At 75.0% G+C, this 16,902-nt stretch carries 13 protein-coding genes; 2 read left to right on the forward strand and 11 right to left on the reverse strand.

Going from position 1 to position 16,902, the window contains the following annotated elements; all coding sequences use genetic code 11:
- The first annotated feature begins 144 nt into the window (after positions 1 to 144).
- Entirely contained in the window at positions 145 to 1,413 is a 1,269-nt protein-coding gene (locus ACFSJS_RS19565; RefSeq protein ID WP_380902132.1) for a PP2C family protein-serine/threonine phosphatase, read from the forward strand.
- Positions 1,414 to 1,476: 63 nt separating this feature from the next.
- On the opposite strand, the gene ACFSJS_RS19570 is transcribed toward ACFSJS_RS19565, so the two are convergent.
- The 9 genes from ACFSJS_RS19570 to ACFSJS_RS19610 form a co-directional block, all read right to left on the reverse strand.
- On the reverse strand, positions 1,477 to 3,804 hold the full coding sequence (locus tag ACFSJS_RS19570; RefSeq protein WP_380902134.1) for a xanthine dehydrogenase family protein molybdopterin-binding subunit: 2,328 nt from the start codon (positions 3,802 to 3,804) through the stop codon (positions 1,477 to 1,479).
- Complete coding sequence (locus tag ACFSJS_RS19575; protein ID WP_380902136.1) at positions 3,801 to 5,519, reverse strand: (2Fe-2S)-binding protein; 1,719 nt, start codon at positions 5,517 to 5,519, stop codon at positions 3,801 to 3,803. Before ACFSJS_RS19575 ends, ACFSJS_RS19570 begins: the two co-directional genes overlap by 4 nt.
- Positions 5,516 to 6,376: an FAD binding domain-containing protein gene (locus ACFSJS_RS19580; protein WP_380902233.1), complete on the reverse strand. Its 861-nt coding sequence runs from the start codon at positions 6,374 to 6,376 to the stop codon at positions 5,516 to 5,518. The genes ACFSJS_RS19575 and ACFSJS_RS19580 overlap by 4 nt, the downstream gene beginning before the upstream one ends.
- Positions 6,377 to 6,684: 308 nt before the next feature.
- Positions 6,685 to 8,364 (reverse strand): beta-N-acetylhexosaminidase, encoded by a 1,680-nt coding sequence (locus ACFSJS_RS19585; RefSeq protein WP_380902138.1) that lies wholly within the window; start codon positions 8,362 to 8,364, stop codon positions 6,685 to 6,687.
- A 40-nt stretch (positions 8,365 to 8,404) separates the two neighbouring features.
- The gene (locus ACFSJS_RS19590; protein ID WP_380902140.1) at positions 8,405 to 9,262 is read right to left on the reverse strand and encodes a carbohydrate ABC transporter permease; all 858 of its coding nucleotides are present in this window, start codon (positions 9,260 to 9,262) and stop codon (positions 8,405 to 8,407) included.
- On the reverse strand, positions 9,259 to 10,257 hold the full coding sequence (locus ACFSJS_RS19595) for a carbohydrate ABC transporter permease (protein ID WP_380902142.1): 999 nt from the start codon (positions 10,255 to 10,257) through the stop codon (positions 9,259 to 9,261). The genes ACFSJS_RS19590 and ACFSJS_RS19595 overlap by 4 nt, the downstream gene beginning before the upstream one ends.
- Positions 10,258 to 10,259: 2 nt before the next feature.
- Positions 10,260 to 11,573, reverse strand: coding sequence for an extracellular solute-binding protein (locus ACFSJS_RS19600; RefSeq protein ID WP_380902144.1), 1,314 nt, complete (start codon positions 11,571 to 11,573; stop codon positions 10,260 to 10,262).
- A 302-nt stretch (positions 11,574 to 11,875) separates the two neighbouring features.
- Entirely contained in the window at positions 11,876 to 12,160 is a 285-nt protein-coding gene (locus ACFSJS_RS19605; protein WP_380902146.1) for a DUF3039 domain-containing protein, read from the reverse strand.
- A 58-nt stretch (positions 12,161 to 12,218) separates the two neighbouring features.
- Positions 12,219 to 12,779 carry a YqgE/AlgH family protein gene (locus ACFSJS_RS19610; protein WP_380902148.1) on the reverse strand — a complete coding sequence of 187 codons (561 nt, stop codon included), beginning with the start codon at positions 12,777 to 12,779 and terminating at the stop codon, positions 12,219 to 12,221.
- Between the two features lie 287 nt (positions 12,780 to 13,066).
- On the opposite strand from ACFSJS_RS19610, the gene murA reads away from it, so the two are divergent.
- A complete protein-coding gene (murA, locus tag ACFSJS_RS19615; protein WP_380902150.1) occupies positions 13,067 to 14,395 on the forward strand; it encodes a UDP-N-acetylglucosamine 1-carboxyvinyltransferase in 1,329 nt (442 codons plus the stop codon).
- 102 nt (positions 14,396 to 14,497) lie between these two features.
- Here murA and ACFSJS_RS19620 read toward each other — a convergent pair whose 3' ends face one another.
- Both ACFSJS_RS19620 and ACFSJS_RS19625 read right to left on the reverse strand, forming a co-directional pair.
- Positions 14,498 to 14,779, reverse strand: a complete 282-nt coding sequence (locus ACFSJS_RS19620) for an HU family DNA-binding protein (protein ID WP_100205219.1) — start codon at positions 14,777 to 14,779, stop codon at positions 14,498 to 14,500.
- Between the two features lie 313 nt (positions 14,780 to 15,092).
- Positions 15,093 to 16,538: an NAD-dependent malic enzyme gene (locus tag ACFSJS_RS19625; RefSeq protein WP_380902153.1), complete on the reverse strand. Its 1,446-nt coding sequence runs from the start codon at positions 16,536 to 16,538 to the stop codon at positions 15,093 to 15,095.
- Positions 16,539 to 16,902: the final 364 nt, after the last annotated feature.

Genomic DNA, 16,902 nt, shown 5'->3' on the forward strand with positions numbered 1-16,902 from the left:
CCGTGACGGCGCGCACCGAAACGGAAAGCCGGGGCATACGGGCAGTGAGCGCAGTGAAGACGATGCGGAGTGCGGCGTCCGGGGTGGAGGTCCGGAGCGTGCCATGGACGAGCCGGGCCGGAGGGCCCGGTGAGGGGAGTTGGGATGGCGGTCGAGTACGACACCGGGAGAGGCACCCACACCGGAATCCTCGCGGCGGTGGAGGCGGCGTCGCCCGTGGACTCCGTCGACGTGGTCGCCCAGGAGCTCAGGCGCCGCCTCGGCGCCCTGGCGGTGTCGTTCCTCATCACCGACCTGTCGGGGCAGTCGGTGGTGCGGCTGAGCACGGCGGGCGAGACCGGCACCGGCGAGGCCATGGAGACCGTCCCGCTGTTCGGGACCGTCTACGGCGACGTGATCCGCACCCAGCGGCTGCGGGTGGCGGACTCCGTGGACGGGGACGGCGGGCAGCGGGTGATCGCCCCGGTCACCAACCGCGGTGACTCCATCGGGCTGCTGGAGGTACGGATCCCGGCCGGCCCGGAGCGCAGGACGCTGCGGGAGATCAGCCGGGCCGCCCACACCCTGGCCTACATCGTCATCGCCAACCGCCGCTTCACCGACCTGTACCAGTGGGGCCGCCGCACCGCCCCGCTGAGCCTGGCCGCCGAGATCCAGCACAACCTGCTGCCGTCGTCGCTGAGCTGCGAGGCCGCGCAGTTCGCGGTCTCGGGGTCCCTGGAGCCGGCGGGCAACGTGGGGGGCGACACCTTCGACTACGCCCTGGACCGGGACGTCCTGCACCTGTCCGTCACCGACGCCATGGGGCACGAGGTGAACGCCGCGCTCCTGGCCAGCCTGGTCGTCGGAGCCCTGCGGGGCGCCCGGCGGGCGGGGTGCGACCTGGCGGAGCAGGCACGGCGGGCGCACCAGGCCATGCTGGAGCACAGCGGCGGCGCGATGGCGACCGGGCTGCTGCTCCGCGTCGGCCTGCGCGACGGGCGGGTCGCCCTCGTCAACGCGGGGCACCCCTGGCCGCTGCGGCTGCGGAACGGCGTGGTCGAGGAGCTGGAGCTGAAGGTCAACCTGCCCTTCGGCGTCCCCTCCGGACGCCCCCACACCGTCCAGGAGACGGAGCTGCGCCCCGGCGACCGGCTGGTCATCCTCACCGACGGGATGCTGGACCACCGCTCCGGGGACGTCGACCTGCCGGCCCTGATCGCGGGCACCGCCGGGCTCCACCCGCGCGAGGCGGCGCAGGCGCTGACCCTGGCGGTCCTGGACGCCAACCGGGGGGAGCTGAGGGACGACGCGACGGTGATGTGCCTGGACTGGTACGGCCCCGAGCCGGTGCGCCGCGACGCCCACACCGGCGCCAGCCTCGCCCAGGCGTCCCCCGCCGCGTTCCCGTTCCGCCCGTTCTCCGCGGGATGACCCCGAGGAGCCCGGGGACGCCCGGGCCCCGGGGCACCCCGGGGCGGGACGGCCGGGGCACGGCTAGGGCGCCATCACCGCCGCCTGCGGGCGGATCGGCAGCCGGTTGACCGGCCGGCCGGTGGCCGCGCGGACCGCCGCCGCCACCGCCGCCGGGGAGACCACCACCGGCACCGCGCTGACCGACTTCGCCCCGAACGGAGCGACCACGTCCCGCTCCTCGACCAGCTTGACGACCCTCACGTCCGGGGCGTCCAGCGCCGTCGGCAGCGGATAGGCCGTCAGGTCCGGGTGGCGCACCACGCCCCGCGAGACCCGCAGGTGCTCGGTGAGCGCCGCGCCCACGCCCTGGGTGACGCCCGCCTCGATCCGGGCCCGCAGCTGCTGCGGGTTGAGGACGCGGCCCACGTCCTGGGCCACGGCCATCTCCACCACCCGGATCGCGCCCAGCTCCACGTCCACGTCCACCACCGCGCGGATCGCGGCGAAGGCCAGACCGACGAAGGCGTCGCCCTGGCCGGTGTCGTCCAGCGGCTCGGTGGGGTGGGGGCGGCACTGGGCGGTGGCCCACAGCTCCTTGCCCTCCAGCTCCTCGGCGACGGTGGTGCTGAGCACGCCGTCGTACGAGGTGATCCTGCCGTCGGCGATGGTCAGCAGCTCGGCGGACATCCCGAACTTCGCCGCCAGCGGCTGGAGGAGCTGGGTGCGCACCATCTTGGCGGCCCGCTCGACCGCGCCGCCCGAGACCCAGGTGTGGCGGCCGCGGGCACCGGGCCCGGCCGGGGGCTGGTCGGTGTCGACGGCGACGACGTGCACCTCCTCGACGCCGAGCACCTCCTGCACGATCTGCCGGGCCAGGGTGGAGAAGCCCTGGCCGGTCTCCACGGCCGCGCACATCACCGTCGCCACCGGGCCGCTGACCTTGACGGTGGCCGTGGACACCTCGTCGGTGCCCTCCGCCCCCAGCATGTGGACCATGCCCAGCGCGTAGCCGACGCCGCGGCGCACCGCGCCCGGGTCGCCCGCGCCCTCGGGCCCGCCCGGCAGCAGCCACTCCTCCTCGGGGCTGTCCTTGGGCAGCGGCGGAAGCGGCGCCTCCCGCACCGCGCGCAGCAGCTCGGCCACGGGGGCGGGGCAGGTGACGGTCTGCCCGGTGGGCAGCAGGTCGCCGGTGGCCATGACGTTGCGCATCCGCAGCTCCACCGGGTCCATGCCCAGCTTGGCGGCGAGCTTGTCCATCTGGCCCTCGTAGGCGGCGCACACCTGCATGGCGCCCTCGCCGCGCAGGTGGCCCGAGGGCGGGTTGTTGGTGCGGACGGCCCAGCCGTCGACGGCGGCGTGCGGCACCACGTAGGGGCCGGCGGCGAAGGCGACCGCGGCGGCCAGCGCGTCGGCGGAGTCGTCGGCGTAGGCGCCGGCGTCCAGCAGGATCTGCGCCTCGACCTTGACCAGCCGCCCCTCGGCGTCGGCGTGGTGCCGGTAGCGCAGCAGGGTGGGGTGGCGGTGGGCGTGGCCGAGGAAGGACTCCTCGCGGTTGGCGGCGATCTTGACCGGGCAGCCGGTCCGCAGCGCCAGCAGCGCCAGCGGGAACTGCACGCTCAGGTCCTCGCGGTCGGAGGTGGCGCCGGGCACCCCGGTGACGACGACCTTGACCTGCTCGGGACGGAGTCCCAGGCAGGCGGCGGTCAGGTCGCGGTCGGTGTGCGGATCGGTGGAGGCGGTGTAGATCTCCACGCCGCCGTCGGTGCGGGGCACGGCGAGGGCGGCCTCGGCGCCGATGGGGGCCGGGTCCTGCCGTCCGATGCGGTACAGGCCCTCGACGATCACCTCGCCGGTGGCGGCCTCGTCGCCGAAGCGCAGCGGGATGTGCCGCACCAGGTTGCCGTCGGGGTGGATGGGCTCGGCCTCGAACGCCTTCTCGGGGTCCGTGACCGGTTCCAGCACCTCGTACTCGACGGCGATGGCGGCGGCGGCCAGCCGCGCGGTGTCGGGGTGGTCGGCGGCGACGGCGGCGATGGGCTCGCCGTGGTGGCGCACCACGTCGCGGGCGAAGGCGGGGCGGTCGGCGACGCGGCGGCCGTGGGTGGCGACGCCGGGCACGTCCTCGTGGGTGACCACGGCCCGCACCCCGGGCATGGCGGCGGCGGGCGCGGTGTCGATGGAGACGATGCGGGCGTGCGGGTGCGGGGAGCGCAGCACGGCCGCCCACAGCAGCCCCTCGGCCCACAGGTCGGCGGCGTAGGGGAAGGTGCCCTGCGTCTTGGCCGGCGCGTCGGCGTGCTGGAGCGAGGCGCCGAGTCCGGTCCGCGGCTCCTCGGCCCCCGTCCCCGGGGCGGCGCCGGAGAGGGGGACCCCTCCGGCCGGGGTGGCGGTCACCGCGTCGCTGGTCACTGCGCGCCTCCGTCCTGGGGCAGGTGGTGGTCGTGGTGGGGGCCGCCGAAGGCGGGCCCGGTCTGGTGGGGGATGCGGATCCGCGCGCCGCCCGCGTCCCCGGCCTCCGCCCCGGCCTCCCGGGCCTCGGCCGCGACCGCCGCCGCGGCCTCCCGCTCGGCGACGACCGTGCGCACGGCGTCGAGCACCCCCCGGTAGCCCGAGCAGCGGCAGAGGTTGCCGCTGACGGCCTGGCGGGCCTCCAGTTCCGTCGGGGCGTGGTTGCCCTCCAGCAGGTCGTGGAGGGTCATGGCCATGCCGGGCACGCAGAAGCCGCACTGGACGGCGCCGCAGGCGGCCAGCGCCCGCTGCACGTCGCAGGGGGTGCCGTTCTCGGCCAGGCCCTCGACGGTGCGGACCTCCGATCCGGCGGTGGTCGCGGCGGGCACCAGGCAGGAGGCGACGAGCCGGCCGTCGACCTGGACGGAGCAGGCGCCGCACTCCCCCTGGGAGCAGCCGTCCTTGGCACCGGCCAGGCCGAGGCGCTCGCGCAGCACGTACAGCAGGGACTCGCCGATCCAGGCGTCGGTCACGGGCCGGTCGACGCCGTTGACGCGCAGGGTGTACGAGACGTGCGGGTGCTCGCTGTCGACGGCCGCCGGCTCCGGGACGGGCGCCTCCGCGGCGGGGGCCTCCGGGGCGGGCGGCTCGGGGAGCGCGGCGTGCTCCTGCGGCTGCCCGGGGGCGGGCTCGGGGGCGGCTCCGGCGGCGTCGGGGCCGGGCTGCCCGGCCGCCGGCTCCGGGACGGCCTGCGGTGCCCCGTCCGGCTCCGCCTGCGGCCCCGCCTCCTGCGGTGCCCCGTCCGGGGCCGGGTGCTCGCCGGGGGCGGCGTCGCGGGCCTCCTCGGACCCGGTGCCGGGGTCCGCCGCGCCGGGGGACTCCCCGCCGTCCCCGTCCCCGCCGGAGGCGTGCGGCGGCACCGGCCCGGCCGTTTCCGGGGCGGGCGGTTCGGCCGGCCGCCCGGCCGCCGCTGCGGCGGCCAGGTACTCGCCGGAGTCGTCGGGGCTGCCGGCCGCCGCGAACGGGATGGACCACTGGCCGGTCGCGGCGGGCGAGGGCACCGCGTTCCAGTCGGCGCCGGGGGGCGGGGTGGTGCCGGGCGCCTGCTCCTGCGGCCGGTACTCCTCGGGCCGGTACTGCGGCGCCTGCTCCGGTACCGCCGGGCCCTCGCCCAGCGGGCGGCGCTGCCGCTCGCGGGCCTCGTGCGAGCCGGCCAGGGCCGCGGCCGCCCCCTGCCCCAGGGAGGCGGCCGCGCCGGGCGGCTGGGCCTGGGCGCGGGGCTGCGGCGGTGCGGTGTCCTGCCCGACCGCGGGCTCCCCGGGCCCGGAGCCGGCCGGGGCGGCGGGGGCGAACGGCATCGTCCACTGGCCCGGGGCCGCCGGATCGGTGGTGGCCGCGGGCGTCACCGGCTCCTGCTCCGGAGCGGGGGACGACCACGTCCGGGGGTCGAGGGCGGGCGGGGCCCACCCCTGGCCGGTGCCCGGGGCCGCCAGCGGGTCGGGGGCGGAGCCGGAGCCGTCGGCGTACCCGTGCGGGTACGGCCCCGGCAGGTCCCCGGGAAGCTGTATGAACGCGGTGGCGTCCCCGTCGTGCTCGCCGCCCCAACCGCCCTCGGGCGGCGGTACGGGCCGGCCGGAGTGGTCCGGCTGGAACGGCCGCTGCTGGTCGTTGCTCATGCGAGTGCCCTCCCGAGCCCCCGGCGGGCCAGTGTCGCCACCGTACGCCGTACGTGCAGTGCCGCGGGCGGAAGCACGGGAGCCTCCCCGCCGCCCTCCGGAGCCGGAGGGTCGGGAATGCAGGCCATGGCGACGTAGTCGCCGAAGGCGGCCAGCACCTCGGGGGCCAGGGCCCGTCGTCCGTCCCAGTCGATGAGCGAGGCCACCCACTGCTCGGCCTCCACCGGGCGCAGCGGCATCGGGGCGACGGCGCCGACCGCGCAGCGGACCCCGCGGCGGGCGGGGTCGAGCACGACGGCGACCGAGGCCAGGGCGCGTCCGGGGCCGGTCCGCCCGGTGGCCTTGAGGAAGGTCTGGGGGGCGTGCAGCAGCGGCACCCGCACGTAGCCGACGACCTCGCCGGGGCCCAGCATCTCCATGCCGGTCAGCAGGTGGCTCACCGGGATCTCGCGGCGCGCCCCGCCCGGCCCGGCGACCAGCACCGTGGCCTCCAGCGCCGCCAGCACGGGCAGGGAGTCGCCGGTGGGCGAGGCGGTGACGATGTTGCCGCCCAGCGTCCCGGCGTTGCGGATCTGCGGCGGCCCGGCGGCGCGCGCGGCGGCCGCGAGGGCGGGGATGAGGGCGGCGAAGTCGGGGCGGCCCATGCGGGCGTGGGTGAGTCCGGCGCCGAGCAGGGCGTGGCCGTCCTGGTACTCCCAGCCGCGGATCTCGCTGATCCGGCCCAGCCCGACGAGCGCGGCGGGCCGCAGGAGGCCGGAGTTGACCTCCGTCATCAGGTCGGTGCCGCCCGCGACGGGTACGGCGGCAGGCGTGGCGGCCAGAGCGGCCACGGCCTCGTCGAGCGTGGCCGGCAGCATGACCGGCTGCGCCGCCCGTGGTGCGTGCGGTGCGTGCGTGCTCAATCCAGCGCCCCTTCCCCGGTCGTCCCGGCTGCCCAGCCGTACCGTACGTGCTGAGAACCCGGACGTGGCAACTCTGGCACATTCCGGGGGGCCGCCGGAGCCGGGGTCCGCGAAGGGGGCATCCGTCCCTGACCTGGCTGATGACCCGCTTTCGGCGGAAGTCACCGGCAGGGGCGCCTTGCCACTCCTGGGAGACCTTGTACTACTTTATGCGGCCGGTGCGCCGGACCGGCGCGGCCCGGACCGGCGCACCGGACGCCCCCTCAGGCCGGCGGGGGCGGCCCCTGGCGCGGGAACCCGGCGACGCCGGGGCGGCGCTGCCAGGGCAGCGGCCCCGCGGGCGGCCGGTACTCCACTCCCAGGGCGTCGAGGCGGGCGTAGTGGCCGTCGGCCATCCGCCGCTCGAAGTCCTCCCAGCCGCGCGCCCCGGGCTGCGTCCACACCACCTCGGCGAAGGCCGCGAGCCGGGGGAAGACCTGGTACTCGGCGCGCCGGCGGTCCTCCACGACCTCGGTCCACAGGTTGGCCTGGGCCCCCAGGACGTGCCCGGCCGCCTCGGTGCCCGCCAGGGCGGGGGGCACGGGGTCGAAGTCGTGGACGTCGCGCAGGGTGCGCACGTACCCGATGGGCACCGGCTCGTCCTCGCCCGCGTCCTGCCGGTGGTCGAGGTAGACCTGCTGCTCGGGGCACATCACCACGTCGTGCCCGGCCCGCGCGGCGGCGACTCCCCCGGCGTACCCGCGCCAGGAGCAGACGACGGCGCCGGGGCCCGGCGCACCGCCCGCGTCCGCGCCGTCCAGGATCTCGTCCCAGCCGACGAGGCGGCGGCCCCGCTCGGCCAGCCAGCGGCCGAAGTGCCGGGTGAACCACGCCTGGAGGCCGTCCACGCCGCCGAGTCCCAGCCGGGCCGCCCGGGCTTGCGCGGCCGGGGAGCGCCGCCACTGGTCCCGGGGGCACTCGTCGCCGCCGATGTGCACGAACTCGCCCGGGAAGAGTTCCAGGACCTCCTCGAACACCCCCTCGTAGAAGCGCAGCACGCGCTCGGTGGGGGCCAGGACGTGGGGGCTGACGCCCCAGTCCGTCCAGACCTGCGGGGCGGCGTCCACCGCGTCGGTGTTGCCCAGGTACGGGTAGGCGGCGACGGCCGCCTGGGAGTGGCCGGGCAGGTCGATCTCGGGGACGACGGCGACGTGCCGTTCGGCGGCGTACGCCACGATCTCGCGGACGTCGTCGTGGGTGTAGAAGCCGCCGTGCGGGCGCTCGTCCCACAGCGGGGAGGCCCGGTGCCCCAGCCGGGTGCGCGGGCGCCAGGCACCGACCTCGGTGAGGCGGGGGAAGCGCTCGATGTGGAGGCGCCAGCCCTGGTCGTCGGTGAGGTGGAGGTGGAGGACGTTCAGCTTGTGGGCGGCGAGCAGGTCGATCCAGCGCAGCACCCCGTCCTTGGGCGTGAAGTGCCGGGCCACGTCCAGCATGAAGCCGCGCCAGGGGAAGCGGGGGGCGTCCTCCACCACCGTGTGCGGCAGCGTCCAGGAGCGGCCGGGCAGGGGCGCGCGGCGGAACGCGTCGGGGCCGAGGAGCTGGCGGAGCGTCTGGGCGCCCCAGAACGCCCCGGCGGCACCGCCCGCGGTGATCGCGGCGCCGGCGGCGGTCACCTCCAGCCGGTAGCCCTCGGGGCCGAGCCCTGCGGCGTTCGCCCCGCCGAGGCGCAGCCGCAGCGCGGTGCCTCCGCGGCCGTCCGCCCCCGCCGCGCCGGGCGGGGGCAGCGGCAGGCCGGTGGCCGCGCCGAGCGTGCCGCGCAGCCAGCGGGCGGTGCCCTCGGTGCCCGGCCCGGCGTCCAGGACCGTGCGGTCGTCCAGGGCGAGCCGCCCGCCGTCCGCGGGGACGGCGACCCGGTGCGGCGCGGGCACGAGGGCGGGGGCGGGGGCGGGGCGGGGGTCGTGCACGGTGGGTCCTCCTCGGTGGTGTCGTGCCGCCGTCCGGTCCTCAGTCCTTGACCGCGCCGCCGAGCCCGGAGACCAGGCGGCGCTGGACGAGGACGAAGAAGACCAGCACGGGGAGCGTCATGACGGTCGAGGCGGCCATCACCCCGCCCCAGTCGGGTGTCTCGGCGTCGAGGAACACCAGCAGCGCCATCGGCAGCGTGGAGTTCTGGGTGTCGCTGATGATGAACGACTTGGCGAACAGGAAGTCGTTCCAGGTGGAGATGAAGGAGAAGACGCTCGTCGCCACGAGCCCGGGGAGGACCAGCGGGAAGAGGATCTGCCACAGGAACCGCGCGCGGCTCGCGCCGTCGACGAGCGCCTGCTCCTCCAGTGCCTCGGGCACGGCCCGGACGAAACCGCGCAGCATCCAGATCGCGAACGGCAGCGAGAAGGCGATGTGCGGCAGGATCAGCGAGCCGAGGGTGTTGAGGCCGATGCCGGGGACCGCCTGCCCCAGGTCGCGCATCAGGAAGAACATCGGGATGGTCAGGGCCTCCACCGGCACCGTCTGCGCCACCAGGAACATCACCAGGAGCGTGGTGCGCAGCCGGAAGCGGAAGCGGGTGACGGCGGTGGCCGCGAGGAAGGCGATCAGCGCCGAGGCGACGACGACGGCGCCGGCCACGGCGAGGCTGTTGAGGAAGTACCGCCCGAGGTCCTGGTGTTCGAAGACGCGGCGGAAGGCGTCCAGGGTGGGGGCCGAGGTCCACGGCCGGGGGCCGTCCGACCTCAGCTCCCCCTCCGGCTTGAGGGCGGAGAGCACCATCCAGTACAGCGGGAAGGCGACCAGGAGGGCGACCGCCACGGCCGTCGCCTCGGCCGCCAGGCGCCAGGGGCGCCGTACGCGCGGGCGGTTCACAGTTCCTCCCCCCTGCGGCGCAGCAGGCGCAGGTAGACCAGGGTGACGGCCAGCAGGATCAGCAGCATCACGACGCCGATGGCGGCGCCGAGGCTGTACTGCGACGAGGCGAACGCCTTCTGGTAGGCGTAGACGTTGAGGACGAGGTTCTGCCCGGCGATGCCGCCGCCGTCCGTCATCACGTAGATCTGCGTGAAGACCTTGAAGTCCCAGATGACCGACTGGATGGTGACGACGGCCAGGATCGGCCGCAGCTGGGGCACCATGACGCTGCGCCAGGTCCGCCACGGGGACGCGCCGTCCAGCGCGGCGGCCTCCAGGATCTCGCCGGGGATGGCCCGGATCCCGGCGTACATCGTCACCATGACGAACGGGAAGGAGCACCAGACGACCTCCAGGAGCACCAGCGCGAAGGCGCTGTGGCGGCCGTAGGTCCAGGAGAAGTCGCCCAGGCCCAGCACCCTGTTGACCGGGCCGAGGTCGGGGTGGAAGAGGAAGACCCAGACCGTGGAGCCGGTGACCGCCGGGGTCGCCCACGCCCCGAGCGCCGCGAGCATCAGCATCAGCCGGGGCACCGCGCGCACCCGGGTGAGCAGTACCGCCAGCGCGCAGCCGACGGCCAGGGTGCCCGCCACGCAGGCGGCGGCGAACACCACGGTGGTCAGCAGCACGCTCCGGAACTGCCCGTCGCCGAGGATCTCGGCGTAGTTGCCCAGGCCCCGGAAGGTGGTGGGCTCGCCCCCGCTGACCTGGGCCTGGGTGTACTCCAGCACGGAGATCAGGCCGAGTTGCCAGATCGGGTACGCCAGCAGTCCGCCGAGGACGGCCAGGGCGGGGGCGAGGTAGAGCCAGGGGGTCCAGCCGCCCGTGCGGCCGGCGGACCGGCGGGGGGCCCGCGGGGCGCGGGCGGCGCGGGGCCCGCTGCCGGGCCGGCGCCCCGGCAGCGGCGGGCGGGGCGCCGGGGGCGCCGTCTCGGTGGGGGTGTCGGACGCCATGGTCAGCGGGCGGCTTCCCGGAAGGCCTCGTCCATCCTCGCCGCCGCGTCCCGCGTGGCGGTCCCGACGTCCTTACGGCCGCTGACGATCTCCTGGAACATGGTGGGCAGCACCCGCGAGGCGTCGATCGCAGCCCAGGCGGGGGTGGCGGGCACGAACTCCGTTCCGGCCTCCAGGGTCCTCACGAACGGCTCGACGGACGGCTCGGAGGCGGCGGCCTCCTCGCGGACGTCGGTGAAGGTGGGCAGGAAGCCCATCGCGTCGAAGAGTTCGCGCTGGGTCTCCTTGCCGGCCAGGGACTTCATCAGCTCCACGGCGAGGGTGCGGTGCTCGCTGCTGCGCAGCACGCCGAGGTTGTTGCCGCCGGCGAAGGCCGGGGCGATCTCGCCCTCCCGCACCCCCGGCAGCGGCACGACGGCGTACGTGTCCTTCACCGCGCCGGCCTCCACCGCCCGGAGGTTGAAGTCGCCGCCGACGACCATGCCGGCCTTGCCGCCGGCGAACGCCTGGACGGCGTCGTTGCCGCCCATGCCGGCGCACGCGGCGGGCGGGCAGTTGTCCTCGCCGAAGAGGTCGGTGTAGGCCTCCACCCCCTTGCGCGCCGCCGCGCCGTCGATGGCGGCGGTGTACGCGCCGCCCTCCCCGGCCTCGGCCAGCTCGCCGCCGTGGGCCCAGACGAAGGGCATCGCGCCGTAGGTGTAGGCGCCGCCGACGGCGATGCCGTACATCCCGGGCCGCTCCCGGGCTATGCGCCGGGCGGTGTCGCCGACCTCCTCCAGGGTGCGCGGCGGCCGCAGGCCGAGGTCGTCGAAGACGTCGGTGCGGTAGTACAGGGCGCGGACGCCGACGAAGAAGGGCGCGCCGTAGACCTTGCCGTCCACGGTCACCGACGTCCGGGCGGTGGGGTCGGTGTCGGCCGTCTCGTCCCAGGCCTCGAACTCCTCGGTGATGTCGGCCAGTCCGCCGTCGGCGACGTATCCGGCGGTGTCGGTGTTGCCGTACTCGATCAGGTCGGGCGCGGAGGAGGGGTCGTTGAAGGCCGCCTTGATCCGCTCGGCCCGGCTCTCGACGGGGATGTAGCGGACGTCGACCTCGACGCCGTCGTGCTTCCGGGTGAACGCGCGGACGACGTCCTCGACGATCCGCTCCTTGGGTCCGTTGTCGACCTCCCTGAAGAGCCATACGCGCACCGTGCCGCTGTCGCGGTCCTCGGTCGCGTCCCCGCCCCCGGAGGTGGAGGGCGCGCAGGCGGAGGCGGTGAGTCCGGCGAGGAGGAGGGCCGCCGTGCGGACGGCGGCGCGGGCGGTGAACTTCATGGGCGTACCCCCGGATGGAGTGCCGTTGCAGCATGCGCAACGCCTGTTTCAGGATGCACAACTCCGCAGGAGACTAGGGGGGAGCCTCGACGGGCCACAAGAGGTCTCGACCACTTTTCGGCGGTGCGCGGGACCGGCCCGGCATCCGCCCCCGGACAAACGCGGTGGCCCCCGCGACACACCGGGGTGTGTCGCGGGGGCCACCGCGTGAGGTGTCCTCGGGCCCGCGCGGGGCGGATCCCGGGCCGGGGCGGGCGAAGAGGGGGAAGGAGGAGGGGGGCGGGGCGCCCGCCCCCCTCAGCTCACTTCTTCCCGCCGTCCTTGCCCTTGTCGCCGCCGGACCCCATGGACTCGTAGATCTCCTTGCACATGGGGCAGACCGGGTACTTCTTGGGGTCGCGCCCCGGTACCCAGACCTTGCCGCAGAGCGCGACGACGGGCGTGCCGTCGAGCGCGCTGGCCATGATCTTGTCCTTCTGGACGTAGTGGGCGAAGCGCTCGTGGTCGCCATCGCCGTGGGACACCTGCGGGGTGGGCTCGACGAGGGTGCCGGTGCCCGTCCCGCGCTCGGGCTCAGGAGTGCTCATGGGGCCCAAGCGTACTGCGGCCCGTCCCGCGGACGGGGCCGCCCGTGCGGCGGCGGGCCTAGTTCAGCGACGGGTCGTCCGGATACGTGGCCACCATCGCCAGCTCGCTGCGCTGGCGGCGCAGCACCGCCCGCCACAGCCGGTGGGGGTCGGGCGCGGAGACGTCGCCCGGCTCGGACTCCACCACGTACCAGGCGCCCTCCTCCAGCTCGTTCTCCAGCTGCCCCGGGCCCCAGCCGGAGTAGCCGGCGAAGATCCGCAGCGAGCCCAGCTCGGCGGCGAGCAGTTCGGGCGGCGCCTCCAGGTCCACCAGGCCGATCGCCCCGTGCACCCGGCGCCACCCCAGCGGGCCCTCCCCGCCGGGGATGACGGCGACGCCCAGCGCCGCGTCCAGCGACACGGGCCCGCCCTGGAAGACCACGCCCGGCTCCCCGGCCAGCGCGGCCCAGGGCTCCAGGACGTCGCCGACGTCCACGGGCGTCGGCCGGTTGAGGACGATGCCGAGCGAGCCCTCCTCGTCGTGGTCGAGGAGCAGCACCACCGTGCGGTCGAAGTTCGGGTCGGTCAGCGCCGGCGTCGCGACGAGCAGCCGACCGGTGAGCGAGGACACCTCGGTCATGCCCCCATGATCCCGCACTCGGGGCGCTCGGGGGAGGCGGACCCCGCGCGGTCCGCGTACGGCGCCGCCCCACGGGCGCGGACGCAGCGCACGGCGCCCCCGGCCGCCCTCTGGCACCCCCTCCCACCGGCGCGGACGCCTCCGCGCCCTCCGCGGGGACCGCCTCCCGCGGCCCCGTACCCGCTCCGTCCCCGCCGCGCGGCGGGGACGGAGCGGGTACGGCGGTGGCGCGCGGCCATTACCATTCCTGGTGCCCCTGCTCTACTTCATCCTGGAACGCGAGGCCCATGACCGGCACTGACGACGTACTCCTTGTCCACGGCGGCACCCCGCTGGAGGGCGAGATCAGAGTCCGCGGCGCGAAGAACCTCGTGCCCAAGGCCATGGTCGCCGCACTGCTCGGCAGCGGGCCGAGCCGGCTGCGCAACGTCCCCGACATCCGCGACGTACGGGTCGTCCGCGGCCTGCTCGAACTGCACGGCGTGACCGTGCGCAGCGGCGAGGAGCCGGGGGAGCTGGTGCTCGACCCCTCGCACGTGGAGAGCGCCAACGTCGCCGACATCGACGCCCACGCGGGTTCGTCCCGCATCCCGATCCTCTTCTGCGGACCGCTGCTGCACCGGCTGGGCCACGCCTTCATACCGGGCCTGGGCGGCTGCGACATCGGCGGGCGGCCGGTGAACTTCCACTTCGACGTGCTGCGCGAGTTCGGCGCCGTCATCGAGAAGCGCGCCGACGGCCAGTACCTGGAGGCCCCGCGCGGCCTGCGCGGCTGCAAGATCCGCCTGCCCTACCCGTCGGTCGGCTCCACCGAGCAGGTGCTGCTGACGGCGGTGCTGGCCGAGGGCGTGACCGAGCTGTCCAACGCGGCCGTGGAGCCGGAGATCGAGGACCTCATCTGCGTGCTGCAGAAGATGGGCGCCATCATCTCCATGGACACCGACCGCACCATCCGCGTCACCGGCGTGGAGAAGCTCGGCGGCTACAACCACCGCGCCCTGCCGGACCGCCTGGAGGCGGCCTCCTGGGCGAGCGCGGCGCTGGCGACCGAGGGCAGCGTCTACGTCCGCGGCGCCAGCCAGCGCGAGATGATGACCTTCCTCAACACCTACCGCAAGGTCGGCGGCGCGTTCGAGGTCGACGACGAGGGCATCCGCTTCTGGCACCCGGGCGGCGCGCTCAACGCCATCGCCCTGGAGACCGACGTCCACCCCGGCTTCCAGACGGACTGGCAGCAGCCGCTGGTCGTGGCGCTGACCCAGGCGTCGGGCCTGTCGATCGTGCACGAGACGGTGTACGAGTCGCGCCTGGGCTTCACCTCCGCCCTGAACCAGATGGGCGCGCACATCCAGCTCTACCGCGAGTGCCTGGGCGGCATGCCGTGCCGCTTCGGCCAGCGCAACTTCCTCCATTCGGCGGTCGTCTCGGGCCCGACGAAGCTCCAGGGCGCCGACCTGGTCATCCCCGACCTCCGCGGGGGCTTCTCGTACCTGATCGCCGCCCTGGCGGCGCAGGGCACCTCCCGGGTCCACGGCATCGACCTGATCAACCGCGGCTACGAGAACTTCATGGAGAAGCTGCCGGCGCTGGGCGCGCGGGTGGAGCTCCCCGCCTGAGGCGGGGCGCCCGCGCGGCGCGCACGACGACCGAGGGCGGTCACCCCATCCGGGTGACCGCCCTCGCGCCGTGTACGCCCGCCCTGCGGGCGCGCCAGGGGCTCACTGGCCCTTGGCGGCCTCCTTCAGCTTGGAACCCGCGGAGACCTTCACGCTGTACCCGGCCGGGATCTCGATGGGCTCACCGGTCTGCGGGTTGCGCGCGGTGCGAGCGGCACGGTGGGTGCGCTCGAAGGTCAGGAAGCCGGGGATGGTGACCTTCTCGTCGCCCTTGGCGACGACCTCGCCGACCGTCTCGGCGAACGCGGCCAGCACGGCGTCGGCGTCCTTGCGGGTCACCTGGGCGCGCTCGGACAGCGCGGCCACCAGCTCACTGCGGTTCATAATTCGTACTCCCGTGTGTTACTTGCCTGTGAGGCGTGAGATCGAAGCCGATGCTGCCAGGGCCCTCGGACAGTCCCCGGACCCGGGTCTGCTGCCAGACCCTCTGCGTTCCGGAGGTCGCCCCCGGAGCGCAGCCCTCGGGGGAGCATCCTGCCCCCACCGGTGGCGGTAATGCCAATCCGGCGCCCTGTGGCGTCGCCCGAAGAGCGCCTGTGACACGCTGTGATGACGCTCCGTAGTCACCCTCGGCGCGGCTCCCGCAACCTTAAGGGGCCATCCGGGTGCCGTGTCCCCGACGCGCCGGAGCGGGGGCCTAGGCGTTCGTGGCGGTGGTCACAGACGTGGTCACGGACTCACCCGCCGCGATGGCGGCCTCACGCACCGCACCGGCGACGGCGCCCGCCACCTTGTCGTTGAAGACGCTGGGGATGATGTAGTTCGGGTTCAGCTCGTCCTCGTGCACCACGTCGGCGAGGGCCCGTGCGGCGGCCAGCATCATCTCCTCGTTGACCGTGCGCGACTGGGCGTCGAGCAGGCCGCGGAAGACACCGGGGAAGACCAGCACGTTGTTGATCTGGTTGGGGAAGTCCGAGCGCCCGGTGGCGACCACGGCGGCGGTCTGGCGGGCGATCGCCGGGTCCACCTCGGGGTCGGGGTTGGCGAGCGCGAAGACGATCGCGTCGTCGGCCATCGCCGCCACGTCCTCGGCGCCCAGGACGTCCGGGGCGGAGACGCCGATGAAGACGTCGGCGCCGACCACGGCCTCCTTGAGGGTGCCGGTGACGCCCTCGGGGTTGGTGTTGTCGGCGATCCAGCACAGCGGGGAGTCGGGGGCGGCGTCCACCAGGTCGGAGCGCCCGGAGTGCACCACGCCGTGGATGTCGGCGACCACCGCGTGCTTGACGCCGGCGGCCAGCAGCAGCTTGAGGATCGCGGTGCCCGCCGCGCCGGCGCCGGACATCACCACCCGCACGTCCTCGACGGCCTTGCCGACCACGCGCAGCGCGTTGGTCAGCGCGGCCAGGACGACGATGGCGGTGCCGTGCTGGTCGTCGTGGAAGACGGGGATGTCCAGGGCCTCGCGCAGCCGCGCCTCGATCTCGAAGCAGCGCGGGGCGGAGATGTCCTCCAGGTTGATGCCCGCGAAGCCGGGGGCCACGGCCTTGACGATCTCCACGATGGCGTCGGTGTCCTGGGTGTCCAGGCACAGCGGCCAGGCGTCGATGCCCGCGAAGCGCTTGAAGAGGGCCGCCTTGCCCTCCATGACCGGCAGGGCGGCCTTCGGGCCGATGTTGCCCAGGCCCAGCACCGCCGAGCCGTCGGTGACGACGGCGACGGAGTTGCGCTTGATGGTGAGCCTGCGGGCGTCCTCGGGGTTGGCGGCGATCTGGGTGCAGACCCGGGCGACACCGGGCGTGTAGATCATCGACAGGTCGTCGCGGTTGCGAATGGGGTGCTTGGACGCCATCTCGATCTTGCCGCCCAGGTGCATCAGGAAGGTGCGGTCGGAGACCTTGCCGATGGCGATGCCCTCGATGCCGCGCAGCTTGGCGACGATCTCGTCGGCGTGCGCGGTGGAGGACGCGGCGATCGTGACGTCGATGCGCAGTCTCTCGTGTCCGGACGCGGTGACGTCGAGACCGATGACGGAGCCGCCGGACGCCTCGACCGCCGTGGTGAGCTGGCTGACCGCCGAACCGCCGGCGGGAACCTCCAGGCGGATGGTCATCGAGTAGGAGACGCTAGGCGCCGTTGCCATGGCCGGTTTCCTCTGCTTCTGCGTGCCGGTGGTGCTGTGCCGTGACCCCGGCCGCACCGGGGCACGTCACCCGATCGTCCCACTTACCGTCCGGTACGCGGTAACCGGCTACCGGGAAGAGGGACGTTTTCCCGCCATAGGGAAGGTTTTGCCCCGGGTGGCGGGGCCCCGGAACGGCGGAAGGGGTCCGCGCCGCCGCGCGGCGGCGCGGACCCCTTCCGCGTCCACGTTCGATGACACCGACCCGCCATGCTCGCCTCGCGGCAAGTGGTCGCTCGAAGCGACTAAGGTTGGGCCCGGGGGCTTGGATCGGGCCGGTGCCACGTCCAGGCTAACAAACGATCGGGGCTGACGGTTCCGCTCC

This window comes from Streptomyces desertarenae, assembly GCF_042681365.1.
GTDB classification, from domain to species: domain Bacteria; phylum Actinomycetota; class Actinomycetes; order Streptomycetales; family Streptomycetaceae; genus Streptomyces; species Streptomyces desertarenae.

Coding starts and splice junctions, on each gene's coding strand:
- ACFSJS_RS19600 (WP_380902144.1), bottom strand. CDS start 11,573: ATGAAGTTCACCGCCCGCGCCGCCGTCCGCACGGCGGCCCTCCTCCTC.
- ACFSJS_RS19565 (WP_380902132.1), top strand. CDS start 145: ATGGCGGTCGAGTACGACACCGGGAGAGGCACCCACACCGGAATCCTC.
- ACFSJS_RS19575 (WP_380902136.1), bottom strand. CDS start 5,519: ATGAGCAACGACCAGCAGCGGCCGTTCCAGCCGGACCACTCCGGCCGG.
- ACFSJS_RS19610 (WP_380902148.1), bottom strand. CDS start 12,779: ATGACCGAGGTGTCCTCGCTCACCGGTCGGCTGCTCGTCGCGACGCCG.
- ACFSJS_RS19625 (WP_380902153.1), bottom strand. CDS start 16,538: ATGGCAACGGCGCCTAGCGTCTCCTACTCGATGACCATCCGCCTGGAG.
- murA (WP_380902150.1), top strand. CDS start 13,067: ATGACCGGCACTGACGACGTACTCCTTGTCCACGGCGGCACCCCGCTG.
- ACFSJS_RS19595 (WP_380902142.1), bottom strand. CDS start 10,257: ATGGCGTCCGACACCCCCACCGAGACGGCGCCCCCGGCGCCCCGCCCG.
- ACFSJS_RS19605 (WP_380902146.1), bottom strand. CDS start 12,160: ATGAGCACTCCTGAGCCCGAGCGCGGGACGGGCACCGGCACCCTCGTC.
- ACFSJS_RS19620 (WP_100205219.1), bottom strand. CDS start 14,779: ATGAACCGCAGTGAGCTGGTGGCCGCGCTGTCCGAGCGCGCCCAGGTG.
- ACFSJS_RS19580 (WP_380902233.1), bottom strand. CDS start 6,376: ATGCTGCCGGCCACGCTCGACGAGGCCGTGGCCGCTCTGGCCGCCACG.